This window comes from Luteimonas saliphila, from assembly GCF_016774335.1.
GTDB classification, from domain to species: Bacteria; Pseudomonadota; Gammaproteobacteria; order Xanthomonadales; family Xanthomonadaceae; genus Luteimonas; species Luteimonas saliphila.
This window is the reverse complement of sequence record NZ_JAETWA010000018.1, coordinates 20,607-32,998: the sequence shown is the minus strand read 5'-3', so window position 1 is coordinate 32,998 and position 12,392 is coordinate 20,607. Positions and strand designations below refer to the sequence as shown.

The window sequence follows — 12,392 nt, the reverse complement described above, 5'->3', positions numbered from 1 at the left end:
CATGCAGCCGCTGCTGATCATCCGTTCCGAACGCGGCCAGATGTCGGCGATCGAGCGCCGCATCGCCGACTTCATCCTCGAGAACGCGCACCTGCTGCGCGACTATTCCTCGCAGCAGCTGGCCAACGCGCTCGGCATCAGCCAGTCGAGCGTGGTGAAGTTCAGCCAGAAGCTGGGCTTCAAGGGATATCCGGACCTCAAGTACTCGATCGGCGAGGCGGTCGCGCGCAACGGCGACGGCGTGCAGCCGGTGGCGAGCGGCACGGACGACCATCGCCAGGGCGTGCTCGCGCGCGAACTGTGGCAGGCCAAGTCGCGCGCCGAGGAGGAGACCCGGCTGCTGAACCCGCCCGAGCGCGCCGAGGCCGTGGCCGGCATGGTGCGTGGCGCGGGCAAGATCTTCGTCGTCGGCATCGGCGAGGACAGCGTGATGGCACGCGCGTTCGCGATCCGGCTGTCGCTGCTCGGATTCCTCGCCATCCACCATTTCGACCCGGTGCTGGTGCCGGCCGAAGTCACGACCTCGAAGCCCGACGACGTGCTGCTGCTGTTCTCCGAGCGCGGCCAGGCCGCGACCCTGTGCCAGCTGGCGCGGCTGTTCCGCTCGCGCGGCGGCAAGGTCGTCTCGGTCACGCGGCACACCGCCAACCCGCTGCGCGCGCATGCCGACCTGTCGCTGCTGGTATCGGCCCACGACGAGGCCGCGCATGTCGAACCGCTGCTCTACCAGGCCGCGCTGCAGCAACTGCTGGACGTGGTGTTCCTGCTGTTGTGCGGCGACGAGTCGCGCCGGCGTCAGCTGGCCGACTACCATGAGCACGTGCGCTCCCTGCTCGAGACCTGATCGATCGCCGATGCCATGACCCCGGTCCCGCGTGACCCGACCGCCCGGCGCTGGCCGTCGCATCCATGCGCGTCGGCGGCGCGCTGGCGAAGCTCCGCGGCCCGATCCCGTCGATGCGCGGCGCCGCTTCGTGCTATCCAGTCCCCTGCCCCTTCCCGGAACCCCGCCCCTCCATGACTTCCGATGCCGCCGGCAAGCGTCCCGGCCTGTCCACTCCCGCGCGCGTGCTGATCGCCCTGCTCCTGGGTGCCGCGGTCGGCCTGCTGCTCGCCGCCTTCGATCCCGCGCGCGCCACCCAGGTGGCGGACGCGGTGCAACCGATCGGCCGGCTCTGGCTCAACGCGTTGCAGATGACCGTCGTGCCGCTGGTCGCGGCGCTGGTGGTGGTGGGCATCAATTCGGCGGCCGATGCCGCGGCTTCGGGACGCACGGCGCGCACCGCGATCGTGGTGTTCCTGGTGCTGCTGGCGCTGTCGGGCACGTTCGCGGCCATCGCGGCCCCGACCTTCCTGTCGCTGGTGCCGCGAGACGAGGCGCTGATCGCCTCGTTCCGCGCCGCGATCCAGGCGCCCGAGAACCTGCCCGAGACGGCCGGCATCGGCGCTTGGCTGGCCAACATCATCCCCAGCAACGCGATCGCGGCGGCGGCCAACAGCGCGATGCTGCCGCTGGTGGTGTTCGCGATGTTCTTCGGCTTCGGCCTGACCCGGATCGAGCCCGAGCGCCGCGCGCGCATGCTCGAGATGGTGCGCACCCTCGGCGACACCATGATCGTGGTCGTGCGCTGGGTGCTGTGGGCGGCTCCGCTGGGGGTGTTCGCACTGGTCCTGGCGGTGTGTGCGCGGGTCGGCATCGACATGCTCAGCGCGCTGGGCTACTACATCCTCACCCAGTGCGTGCTGTACATCTCGATCACGCTGCTGCTCTACGTGGTGGCGGTGGTCGCGGCCGGAGAGCGGCCGGCGCGCTTCGCGCGCGCCCTGCTGCCCGTACAGGCGATCGCCGCGAGCACGCAGTCCTCGCTCGCCTCGTTGCCGGTGATGGTCGACAGCGCGCGCATGCGCCTGGGCTATCCGCTCGCGGTCACCTCGCTGGTGCTGCCGATGGCGGTGTCGCTGTTCCGCATCGCCAGCCCGCCGCAGTACATCGTGGTGGCCTGCTTCATCGCGTGGATGTACGGGGTCGATCTGACCGCGGTACAACTGGGGACCGCGGTGGCGCTGAGCATCGTGGTCAGCATGGGCTCGGTGGGGCTGCCGGGCCAGGTCAGTTTCATGACCACCAACATGCCGGTCACCCAGTCGATGGGGTTGCCGGTGGAGCCGCTGGGCGTGCTGCTGGCGGTGGACACGATTCCCGACGTGTTCGCGACGGTCGCCAACACCTCGGCGGACGTCACCGCGACCGGGATCGTCGCCAGGCGCAGCGGCGCGGCCGATGCGAGTCCCGATGCGGACCCCGGTTCGGCCTAGAGCAGCTTGCTGCGCCGCATCTCCATCACCCGCTCCGGGGGTGCGAACGTGTCCGCGCTGGCCATCTGCCAGAACGCGCGGAACACCGCGTGCTCGGGGACCCGGTCGAGCAGTTCGCCGGGCTCGAGGAAGCGGTAGAGCGCCGAGAGCGAACGCACCTCGGTCGGCGAGACCCGTCGCAGGATGTGCTCCGGGCCCAGCTGCGAGGGGTGCTCCAGTCCGGCCGCGCCGATGAGATCGCGCAATGCGCGCAACGTATTGCCGTGGAAGTTGGCCACGCGCGCGGCCTTGTCCTCCACGTCCAGGGTGCGCCACCGGCGCGGGTCCTGCGTGGCGACCCCGGTCGGGCAATGGTCGCTGTGGCAGGTGCGCGACTGGATGCAGCCCAGCGCGAACATGAACCCGCGCCCGGCGTTGCACCAGTCCGCGCCCATGGCGATGGTACGCGCGATGTCGAACGCGCTCGCGATCCGTCCCGCCCCGGCCAGGCGCACCCGGTCGCGCAGGCCGAGGCCGACCAGGGTGTTGTGCACCAGCATCAGCGCCTCGTGCATCGGCAGGCCGACGTGGTTGATGAATTCCGATGGCGAGGCGCCGGTGCCGCCTTCGGCGCCATCGACCACGATGAAGTCCGGCAGCACCCCGGTCTCCTGCATCGCCTTGGCCACGCTGAACCATTCCCAGGGATGGCCGATGGCGAGCTTGAACCCGGTCGGCTTGCCGCCGGAGAGTTCGCGCAGCCGGGCGATGAATTCGAGCAGGCCCACGGGCGTCGAGAACGCCGGGTGCGCCGCCGGCGACACGCAGTCCACGCCCTGGGGCACGCCACGCGCGGCGGCGATTTCGGCCGTGACCTTGGCCGCCGGCAGCATCCCGCCATGGCCGGGCTTGGCGCCCTGCGAGAGCTTGAGCTCGATCATCCGCACCTGCGGGTCGCGGGCGTTGACGACGAAGCGCTCCTCGCTGAAGCGGCCCGCCTCGTCGCGGCAGCCGAAGTAGCCCGAACCGATTTCCCAGACCAGGTCGCCGCCGTGTTCGCGGTGGTAGGTCGAGATCGATCCCTCTCCGGTGTCGTGGTAGAAGCCGCCGCGGCGGGCGCCGGCATTCAGGGCGCGGATCGCGTTCGCCGACAGCGAGCCGAAGCTCATCGCGGAAATGTTGAATACGCTCGCATCGTAGGGCGCCGATCCGTTGCCGCCCACCAGCACCCGGAAGTCGTGCGAATCCACGTGCACCGGCACCAGCGAATGGTTGATCCACTCGTAGTGCACGCTGTAAGGGTCGTGCTCGCTGCCGAACGGCACCGTGTCGCGCTCGTTCTTGGCGCGCTGGTACACCAGCGCCCGCTTCTCGCGCGAGAACGGCACCTCGGCCAGGTTGTCCTCGATGAAGTACTGGCGGATCTCGGGCCGGATCGATTCGAGCCCATAGCGGAAATGCGCGAGCAGCGGATAGTTGCGGCGCAGCGTCGAGCGGCGCTGCAGCAGGTCGAGCGTGCCCAGCGCCGCGAGCGCGCCGAAGACCGCCACGCCCCACCACCAGCCGGACGTGCGCAATCCCAGCGCAAGCGATAGCACGGCGAGGACGACGCAGGCGATATACGCGGAGTAGCGACTCATCGGGCTCCCTGGTATGCGTGGCGTGCCCGGAGTCGGGATCGAACCGACATGGCCTTGCGGCCGAGGGATTTTAAGTCCCTTGCGTCTACCAGTTTCGCCATCCGGGCGTGGCCATGGCACCAGCGCGCACGCCGGCGGCGACGGATGGAGGCCTGGGTCGGAATTGAACCGGCGTACGCGGATTTGCAGTCCGCTGCATAACCACTCTGCCACCAGGCCGGTGACGGTCGCCCCGGAACGATACACGCTCGCGGCGCCGATAAACAAAACCCCGGCATCGCCGGGGCCTGCAGGAATCTGGAGCGGGAAACGAGACTCGAACTCGCGACCTCAACCTTGGCAAGGTTGCGCTCTACCAACTGAGCTATTCCCGCGTGGAGCCGCGCATTTTACCGCCTGCCTTGGAACTGTCAACAGCCGACCGCTCGGCCGCGCGCAGTACCGGCCAGGCCGCCCACAGGTAGGCCAGACCGGACCACAGCGTGAGCAATGCGGCGGCGCCCAGCAGCCAGTCGCCGATGTGGAACACCAGCCTGCCCATCCAGATATCGGTGCCCGGCTGCAGCGGGAAACGCGGGTTGATCGAGTACAGCAGGCACGACAACGCGACCATCTGGCCGATGGTCTTGATCTTGCCGATCGCCGCGACCTTGACCGTCGCCCGCTGGCCGAGTTCGGCCATCCATTCGCGCAGCGCCGAGACCGCGATCTCGCGGCCCACGATCACCGCCGCCCAGAACGCCATCCACGGCGTCGGATGGCCCTGCACGATCAGGAACAGCGCCACCGCCACCATCAGCTTGTCCGCGACCGGGTCGAGGAACGCGCCGAACGCGGAATACTGGTGGTAGCGGCGCGCGATCCAGCCGTCCAGCCAGTCGGTGACCGCGGCCAGGATGAACACGAACGCGGACGCGAAATTGGTCCACTGCGACGGCATGTAGAAGACGGCCACCAGCACCGGGATCAGCAGGATCCGCAGCAACGTCAGCCAGGTGGGGATGGTCAACTTCATTTCGACGGGGGAATCGGGCCGGCGGGGGCGGCGTCCTGCAATCCGTGAAGGGTCGCATAGATCCGGCTGGCCAGCGCCTCGCTCACGCCTTCGACCTTGGCGATTTCCTCGGCGCCGGCCGCCTTGAGGCCGCCGAGGCCGCCGAAATGTTTGAGCAGGCTGGCGCGGCGACGTGGGCCGATCCCGGGGATGTCCTCGAGCCGGCTGATGCTGCGCGCCTTCTGCCGGCGGCCGCGGTGGCCGGTGATCGCGAACCGGTGCGCCTCGTCGCGCACCTGCTGGATCAGCTGCAGGCCGGGCGAGTCGATCCCCGGACGCAATTCGCGACCGTCGGGCAGCAGCAGCCGTTCATGCCCCGCGCGGCGCTCCTCGCCCTTGGCCACGCCCACGACCAGGATCCGGCCGTCGTCGAGCCCGTATCCGGCCAGCACGGCGCGCGCCTGCGCCACCTGCCCCGCCCCGCCGTCGATCAGCAGCAGGTCCGGCAGCACCGCGTCGTTCCTGGCCTCCCGGGCCGGGGCTGGGCGTTCGCCGCCCGGAGCCGGACCTTGCGGACTCGCCTCGCCACCTTCGACCGCGCGGCGGAACCGGCGCTGCAGCGCCTGCTGCATGGCGGCGTAGTCGTCGCCCGGCTCGATCCCGGCGATGTTGTAGCGCCGGTACTGGCTGCGCACTGCGCCCTCGGCGTCGAACACCACGCAGGACGCGACGGTCGCCTCGCCCATGGTGTGGCTGATGTCGAAGCACTCGATCCGTGTGGGCGCCGCGTCCAGCCCCAGCAGCGTGCGCAGCGATTCGAGCCGCGCCTGCTGCGCGGCCTGGCTGCCGAGTTCGGTCGCCAGCGAGAGCTCGGCATTGCGGCGCGCGAGGTCGACGTAACCGGCGCGCTCGCCGCGCACGCTGTGGCGCAGTTGCACCTTGCGCCCGGCGGCGGCGCTGAAGGCCTCCTCCAGCAGCGGGATGTCCTCGATGCCGCGGTCGAGCACGATCTCCCGCGGCGGCGGCTGTTCGGCGTAGTACTGCGACACGAACGCGGCCAGCACTTCGGCCGGACTGTCGCTGCCGTTGGTCTTCGGGAAGAACGCGCGGGTGCCGAGGTTGCGACCGTCGCGGAACGCCAGCAGCAGCACGCAGGCCTGGGTGCCCTGCATCGCCACCGCCAGCACGTCGAGTTCGGCGGCGCTGCCGTCCACGTATTGCCGCGCCTGCAGCGAACGCACGCCGGTGAGCAGGTCGCGCAGGCGCGCGGCTTCCTCGAAGTCGAGGCGTTCGCTCGCGCCTTCCATCGCCTCGCCCAGCTCGCGCGCCAGATCGTCGCTGCGGCCCTCGAGGAACAGGGTGGCGCGGCGCACGGCGTCGGCATACTCGCGCGCCGGGACCAGTCCCACGCAGGGTGCGGTGCAGCGGCCGATCTGGTGCTGCAGGCAGGGCCGCGAGCGGTTGCGGAACACGCTGTCCTCGCAGCTGCGCAGCTGGAACAGCTTGTGCATCATGTTGAGCGTCTCGCGCACCGCGGTCACGCCCGGGTACGGGCCGAAGTAGCGCCCGGGGACGTTGCGCGGCCCGCGGTGCAGCGCCAGCCGCGGCCAGGGCTCCTGGGTGACCAACACGTAGGGATAGCTCTTGTCGTCGCGCAGCAGCACGTTGTAGCGCGGCTTGAGCGACTTGATCAGCTGGTTCTCCAGCAGCAGCGCCTCGCCCTCGGTGCGGGTGACCGTGACCTCCATGCGCGCGACCTGGGCGAGCATGGTCATCGTGCGCGCTGGCTTGGGCACATTGCTGAAATAGCTGGCGACCCGCTTCTTCAGCGCGCCCGCCTTGCCGACGTAGAGCGCGCTGCCGTCGGCGGCGATCATGCGGTAAACGCCCGGCGCGGTGCTGAGGCCGCGGGCGAAGGCCTTGCCGTCGAAGGGCGCGGCCTCGGGTGTCGCGGAACCGCCGGGACCAGTTGCTGCCGCGGTCATTCGCCGATGGGTACGTGGCGCAGGGCGCCGGTGCGCGGATCGAAGCGAAGCACGGCGTGGGCGTCGGTATCGGCGATCCAGACCGTACCCGCGCCTACCGCCAGCCCGGCCGATCCGTGCAGGCGCTGCGGCAGCGCCACCGTGCTGACCTCGCCCCCGCCCAGCCGCAGGCAGCGCAACGCGTCGTTGCCGCTGTCGGCGATCCACAACAGCGGCGAATCGGGGTCCAGCGCGATCGCCAGCGGCTGCTGCAGGCGCGCGTCGGTGCGCACGCCGTCGGCGTCGCCGTAGTGCCACTGGTCCTGCCCGACCAGGGTGGACACCGCGCCGGTGCGCACGTTGACGCTGCGGATCGCCGAGCCGGCCGCGTCGCACACGTACAGCACCTGCTGCACCGCCGCCAGCGATACCGGTTCGGCGAACGAAGCACCGACGCCGCCGCCGTCGGCCACCGCCAGGCGGCCCGAACCGGCCACCAGTTCGATGCCGGGAGCGCCCAGGTCGTACTTCCAGATGCAGTTGTCGCCGGTGGTGGCGATGAACAGCGAGCTGCCGCTGAGCGCGACCGCGCGCGGCTGGTCGAGCGCGATCGAACGCGGATCGGCGATCGCCCCTTCCCGCGGCCTGCCCGAGCGACCGGCGCCGCACAGGGTGTCGATGTCGCCGCCGCGCAGTTCGATGCGGCGCACGGCATGGCTGCCGCTGTCGGCCACGTACAGCACGTCGCGCCACAGGCACATGCCGTGCGGGCGGTGGAAGGCGGCCAGCTCCATCGGGCCGTCGATGAAGCCCGGATCGCCGCTGCCGAACTGGCGCAGCACGCGTCCGGCCTGGTCGCACTCGAGCACCCGGTGGTGCTCGCTGTCGGCCACGTACAGGTAGTTGCCGGAGACCACCAGCCCGGTCGGGAAGCGCAGCGGCAGCGGCGGTTCGCCCCCGCGGCGCATCTCGATCGGATCGGCGTTGGGCAGGGTCGGCACCAGTTCGCCGGCCAGTGCGCTGACGCGCGCGTCGAGCTCGCGGATCGGGCCGTCGCCGACGATGCGGTCGCGGATCCGGCCCTCGCCGTCGATCAGCACCACGGTCGGCCAGGCCTCGATGCCGTAGTGCTGCCAGAGGGTCCAGTCCGGATCGTGCCCGATCGGGAAGTCGTAGCGCTGCCGGTTCAGGCGCTTGCCGATCCGGCGGCCGTCGCGCTCGCTGTCGAACTTGGGCACGTGCACGGCGACCACGTTGACCCGTTCGCCGTGACGCGCGCGCAGGCGCGCGAGCTCGGCCAGCCGGTGCTGGCACCAAGCTGAGCCCGCATTGACGAACGCCAGCGCGCAGACCTTGCCGCGCAGCTGTCCGATCCGAAGCGGCGCCAGCAGGTTCAGCCACTCGATGCTGGGGGGAAACTCGGGGGCGATGGTCGCGTCCATGTGGATCGATTATGCGTCAATCGCCCGCCTGCGGTCGGCCAGGTCGGAGACGATGGCGCGCGCTGCGCGGTCCACCAGCGTCCAGACGTGCTCGAACGCCTCGGGCCCGCCGGTATAGGGGTCTGGGATCTCGGCGCCCTGCCCCAGTCCCGCCCATTCCAGCAGCAGCGCGCTGCGGGCTGTGGCGTTGCCGGGTGCGCGGTTGCGCACGTCCTCGAGGTTGGCCCGGTCCGCGCACAGCAGCCAGTGGAAATCACGGTAGTCCGACGCGCGCAGCTGGCGGGCGCGCAGCGCGGCGATGTCGACGCCATGCGCCGCCGCGTTCGCGATCGTGCGCCGGTCGGGTGGCTCGCCGGCGTGCCAGCCACCGGTGCCGGCGGAGTCGACGACCACGCGGTGCCCGAGCCGGGCCTGCTCGATGCGCTGCCGCAGCACGCCTTCCGCCAGCGGCGAGCGGCAGATGTTGCCGAGGCAGACGACCAGCAGCCGCATCGGTTCAGGCACGCAGGCCCCCAAGGAGCGCTTCGGCCCGGGCCAGGTCTTCCGGGGTGTCGACGCCCTGCGGGAACGGCTCGGGCGCGAGCGCCACCATGATCGGCAACCCGGCCTCGAGCACGCGCAACTGCTCCAGCGACTCGATCCGCTCCAGCCGCCCCGGCGGCATCGCCGAGAAACGGCGCAGGAAGCCCGCGCGGTAGGCGTAGATGCCGATGTGCCGCAGCCATTCGCCCGGCACCCGGATGTCGCCCTCGCGCGAGAACGCATCGCGGTGCCAGGGGATCGGCGCGCGGCTGAAGTACAGTGCGTGGCCGGTGTCGGCCACCACCACCTTCACCGTGTTCGGGTCGAACAGTACTGGCGGCTGGGTGATGTGCTCGGCCAGGGTCGCCATCCCGGCGCCGCCCTGTGCGAGCAGGGCCGCGACGCGGCGGATGCCCGAGGCCGGGGCGAAGGGTTCGTCGCCCTGCAGGTTGACGACGATGGTGTCGTCGCTCCAGCCGGCGATGTCGGCGCACTCGGCCAGGCGGTCGGTGCCGGACTGGTGGGTCGACCGCGTCATCGCTACGTGCACGCCGCTACCCTCGAGCGCGCGCGCGATGCGTTCGTCGTCGGCCGCGACCCAGACTTCGCGCGCGCCGGCCGCCAGCGCCCGCCGCGCGACATGCAGCACCAGCGGCTCGCCGCCGAGCAGCCGCAGCGGCTTGCCGGGCAGACGCGTGGCGTCGTGGCGCGCCGGCACGGCGACGACGAAATCCGATGCGCTCATGGCGCGACGACCCGCCTGGCGTGCGTCGACAGCCGGTCGAGCAGCGCGACCCAGAACGCTTCCGGCAGGTGCGCGTCGATGCCGACGCTGAAATAACGGTCGTTGGCGAGAGCCGCGCACTTCACCGCGTCCTTCTCGGTCATCAGCACGGGCAGGTCGCTGCCGAAGCGCAGGTCCTCGACGTCGTAGCGGTGATGGTCGGGGAAGGCGTGCGGTACCACGGCCATGCCCTGCGAGCGCAGCATCGCGAAGAAGCGCTCGGGATCGCCGATGCCCGCGACCGCATGCACGCGCTGGCCGGAGAACGCCGCCAGCGGCTTCGGCCTGCCGCCGGTCATCGGCCTCGCCGCCCCGGGCTCGAACCACATCGGCCACTCGCCGAAGCCGGCGGCGAGATCGGTCGCGTCGCCGACGTTGAGCACGCGGAAATCGCAGCCCTCGCCGCGCCCCGGCGGCTCGCGCAGCGGTCCGGCCGGCAGCAGGCGGCCGTTGCCGTAGCGGCGATGGCCGTCGATCACCTCGATCTCCAGATCGCGCGCCAGCCGGTAGTGCTGCAGGCCGTCGTCGCAGACCACCACGTCGCAACCTTCGGCGACCAGCGCCCGCGCCGCGGCGACGCGGTCGCCGTCCACGCGCACGCGCGCGCCGGTGCGCGCCGCGACGAGAACCGGTTCGTCGCCGCCGAGGCCCGGATCGGTGCCGGCTTCCACCCAGCGCGGCGTCTTCGGATCGGCGCGTCCGTAGCCGCGACTGGCGACGCCCGGCGTCCAGCCGGCGGCCTGCAGGCGCTGGACCAGCGCGATCGTGAGCGGGGTCTTGCCGCTGCCGCCGGCCACCAGGTTGCCGACCACCACGACCGGACGATCGATGCGCTGGCGTCGCAGCAGTCCCCTGAGATAGAGGTCGCGGCGGACGCCGGTGAGCGCGCCGTAGAGTCCGGATAGTCCGCGCGCGAACAGCGGCGCCGGCGCGTCGCCGTACCAATAGCGCGGCGCATGGCCCGGGCGACTCATGCCTCGCCGCCCTCGCGGAACTGCATCCGGTGCAGGTGCGCGTACAGGCCGCCTTGCGCCAGCAACTGCGTATGGGTGCCCTGCTCCACCAGCCGGCCCTGGTCGAGCACCAGCACCTGGTCGGCATGCTCGATGGTCGAGAGGCGGTGGGCGATGACCAGGGTGGTGCGGTCGGGCATCAGCCGGTTCAGCGCTTCCTGCACCAGGCGTTCGGACTCGGTGTCGAGCGCGGCGGTGGCCTCGTCCAGGATCAGGATCGGCGCGTCGCGCAGGATCGCGCGCGCGATCGCCAGGCGCTGGCGCTGGCCGCCGGAGAGCATCGAACCGTTCTCGCCGATCGGCGTGTCCATGCCGCGCGGCAGGCGCTCGATGAACTCCCAGGCGTTCGCGGCCTCGGCGGCGGCGCGCAGCGCGACCGGATCGGCCTCCGAGGCGTAGGCGATGTTGGCCGCGACGCTGTCGTCGAACAGCATCACCCGTTGCCCCACCAGTGCGATCTGCCGGCGCAGGTCGGCCAGGCGGTAGTCGTCGAGCGGCACGCCGTCGAGTGTGATCTTGCCCGCGCTGGGCTCGTAGAAGCGCGGCACCAGCCGCACCAGGCTGGTCTTGCCGCTGCCCGAGCGGCCGACGATCGCGGTCACCGTGCCGGGCGAGGCGCTGAAGCTGATGTCCTCGAGCGCGTGGCGGGTGTCGTCGTCGCGCGCGTAGCGCAGCGACACCCGGTCGAACACCAGTTCGCCACGCGCGCGCCCGAGCGCGATGCGGCCGCTGTCCTTTTCCTCTTCCGAATCGAGCACCATGAACAGGCGCTCGGCCGCCGCCACGCCACGGCCGATCACGCTCTGCACATTGGTGATCCGGCGCAGCGAGGGGATGATGCCCATCATCGCCGTCATCAGTTGCACGAACTGCCCCGGGTTGAGCCGCCCCTCGAGCGCCTCGTGCACCGATACCCAGACGATCGCCGCCAGCGCCAGCGCGGCCAGGATCTGCACCAGCGCAGAGGACATCGCGCGGGTGGTCTCGACCTTCATGTTCAGCCGCAGGATGCGGTTGGCGAAATCCGAATAGCGCATGCGTTCGAATTCCTGCGCGCCGTGCACCTTCACGTCCTGCTGCGCCGCCAGCGATTGCTCGGCGCTGGCGGCGAGCGCGCCCATGCCGTCCTGGATGCCGCGGCTGATGCGACGGTAGCGGCCGCCCACGTACCACACCAGCACCCCGATCAGCGGCGCGATCAGGATCATCGCCAGCGTCACCTTGACGCTGGTGTACAGCATCAGGCCCAGCAGGAAGGCGATGGTCAGGCCATCGGTGAGGATCGCCTTGAGCGCATCGGAGCTCGCCTGGGTCACCTGTTCGGTGTCGAAGTTGAGCCGGCTCACCATCGCCGGTACCGCCTCGGTGTCGAAGCGCACGCTCGGCAGGCGCAGGTACTTGGCGAGCACCAGTTCGCGAAGGTCGCGCACCACGCTGCGGCCGACCCGCGCCATGCCGTAGTCGGTGGCGAACGTGGCCAGGCCGCGCAAAACGAACAGGCCGATGATCGCCAACGGAAGCACCACCGCCATGTCCGGCTTGGGATCGACGAAGCCGTCGTTGGTCAGCGGCTCCATCAGCCACACGAAGGCCGCGCCCGCGATCGCCTCGATCACCATCGCCACCATCGCCACCAGCAGGAACGGCCAGTAGACCCAGGCGTGTCCGAGCAGGCGCCGGTAGACCGGCCAGGCGCCCTGCAGTTCCGCGTCGTTCGCGGTGGCCTCGCTCATCGGCG

At 70.9% G+C, this 12,392-nt stretch carries 10 protein-coding genes and 3 tRNA genes; 2 read left to right on the top strand and 11 right to left on the bottom strand.

All coding sequences use genetic code 11. From position 1 onward, the window contains the following. Position 1 precedes the first annotated feature (1 nt). Complete coding sequence (locus tag JMO03_RS04695) at positions 2 to 844, top strand: MurR/RpiR family transcriptional regulator (protein ID WP_202840803.1); 843 nt, start codon at positions 2 to 4, stop codon at positions 842 to 844. A 173-nt stretch (positions 845 to 1,017) separates the two neighbouring features. Beyond that, positions 1,018 to 2,316, top strand: coding sequence for a dicarboxylate/amino acid:cation symporter (locus JMO03_RS04690; RefSeq protein ID WP_337926359.1), 1,299 nt, complete (start codon positions 1,018 to 1,020; stop codon positions 2,314 to 2,316). Here JMO03_RS04690 and JMO03_RS04685 read toward each other — a convergent pair. The 11 genes from JMO03_RS04685 to msbA form a co-directional block, all read right to left on the bottom strand. Further along, entirely contained in the window at positions 2,313 to 3,935 is a 1,623-nt protein-coding gene (locus JMO03_RS04685; RefSeq protein ID WP_202840801.1) for an FMN-binding glutamate synthase family protein, read from the bottom strand. The two genes, JMO03_RS04690 and JMO03_RS04685, sit on opposite strands and share 4 nt — an antisense overlap. Before the next feature lie 23 nt (positions 3,936 to 3,958). Then, positions 3,959 to 4,042: transfer RNA gene (locus JMO03_RS04680), tRNA-Leu, on the bottom strand. 38 nt (positions 4,043 to 4,080) lie between these two features. After that, a tRNA-Cys gene (locus JMO03_RS04675) sits at positions 4,081 to 4,154 on the bottom strand. A gap of 79 nt (positions 4,155 to 4,233) precedes the next feature. Further along, positions 4,234 to 4,309, bottom strand: a tRNA-Gly gene (locus tag JMO03_RS04670). Then, complete coding sequence (pgsA, locus tag JMO03_RS04665; RefSeq protein WP_202840800.1) at positions 4,300 to 4,950, bottom strand: CDP-diacylglycerol--glycerol-3-phosphate 3-phosphatidyltransferase; 651 nt, start codon at positions 4,948 to 4,950, stop codon at positions 4,300 to 4,302. Before pgsA ends, JMO03_RS04670 begins: the two co-directional genes overlap by 10 nt. Then, positions 4,947 to 6,914, bottom strand: coding sequence for an excinuclease ABC subunit UvrC (gene uvrC / locus JMO03_RS04660; RefSeq protein WP_202840797.1), 1,968 nt, complete (start codon positions 6,912 to 6,914; stop codon positions 4,947 to 4,949). The genes pgsA and uvrC overlap by 4 nt, the downstream gene beginning before the upstream one ends. Beyond that, complete coding sequence (locus JMO03_RS04655; protein ID WP_202840795.1) at positions 6,911 to 8,335, bottom strand: thioredoxin-like domain-containing protein; 1,425 nt, start codon at positions 8,333 to 8,335, stop codon at positions 6,911 to 6,913. The genes uvrC and JMO03_RS04655 overlap by 4 nt, the downstream gene beginning before the upstream one ends. A gap of 9 nt (positions 8,336 to 8,344) precedes the next feature. Beyond that, positions 8,345 to 8,827, bottom strand: coding sequence for a low molecular weight protein-tyrosine-phosphatase (locus JMO03_RS04650; protein WP_202840880.1), 483 nt, complete (start codon positions 8,825 to 8,827; stop codon positions 8,345 to 8,347). Positions 8,828 to 8,831: 4 nt separating this feature from the next. Then, on the bottom strand, positions 8,832 to 9,602 hold the full coding sequence (gene kdsB, locus JMO03_RS04645) for a 3-deoxy-manno-octulosonate cytidylyltransferase (RefSeq protein WP_202840791.1): 771 nt from the start codon (positions 9,600 to 9,602) through the stop codon (positions 8,832 to 8,834). Continuing rightward, the gene (lpxK, locus tag JMO03_RS04640; RefSeq protein WP_202840789.1) at positions 9,599 to 10,615 is read right to left on the bottom strand and encodes a tetraacyldisaccharide 4'-kinase; all 1,017 of its coding nucleotides are present in this window, start codon (positions 10,613 to 10,615) and stop codon (positions 9,599 to 9,601) included. The genes kdsB and lpxK overlap by 4 nt, the downstream gene beginning before the upstream one ends. Continuing rightward, positions 10,612 to 12,387 (bottom strand): lipid A export permease/ATP-binding protein MsbA, encoded by a 1,776-nt coding sequence (gene msbA / locus JMO03_RS04635; protein WP_202840787.1) that lies wholly within the window; start codon positions 12,385 to 12,387, stop codon positions 10,612 to 10,614. Before msbA ends, lpxK begins: the two co-directional genes overlap by 4 nt. Positions 12,388 to 12,392: the final 5 nt, after the last annotated feature.

What these genes read in the sequence shown, in the direction of transcription:
- JMO03_RS04690 (WP_337926359.1), top strand. Translation starts at nt 1,018, where the DNA reads ATGACTTCCGATGCCGCCGGCAAGCGTCCCGGCCTGTCCACTCCCGCG.
- pgsA (WP_202840800.1), bottom strand. Translation starts at nt 4,950, where the DNA reads ATGAAGTTGACCATCCCCACCTGGCTGACGTTGCTGCGGATCCTGCTG.
- uvrC (WP_202840797.1), bottom strand. Translation starts at nt 6,914, where the DNA reads ATGACCGCGGCAGCAACTGGTCCCGGCGGTTCCGCGACACCCGAGGCC.
- JMO03_RS04655 (WP_202840795.1), bottom strand. Translation starts at nt 8,335, where the DNA reads ATGGACGCGACCATCGCCCCCGAGTTTCCCCCCAGCATCGAGTGGCTG.
- JMO03_RS04685 (WP_202840801.1), bottom strand. Translation starts at nt 3,935, where the DNA reads ATGAGTCGCTACTCCGCGTATATCGCCTGCGTCGTCCTCGCCGTGCTA.
- msbA (WP_202840787.1), bottom strand. Translation starts at nt 12,387, where the DNA reads ATGAGCGAGGCCACCGCGAACGACGCGGAACTGCAGGGCGCCTGGCCG.
- JMO03_RS04650 (WP_202840880.1), bottom strand. Translation starts at nt 8,827, where the DNA reads ATGCGGCTGCTGGTCGTCTGCCTCGGCAACATCTGCCGCTCGCCGCTG.
- lpxK (WP_202840789.1), bottom strand. Translation starts at nt 10,615, where the DNA reads ATGAGTCGCCCGGGCCATGCGCCGCGCTATTGGTACGGCGACGCGCCG.
- JMO03_RS04695 (WP_202840803.1), top strand. Translation starts at nt 2, where the DNA reads ATGCAGCCGCTGCTGATCATCCGTTCCGAACGCGGCCAGATGTCGGCG.
- kdsB (WP_202840791.1), bottom strand. Translation starts at nt 9,602, where the DNA reads ATGAGCGCATCGGATTTCGTCGTCGCCGTGCCGGCGCGCCACGACGCC.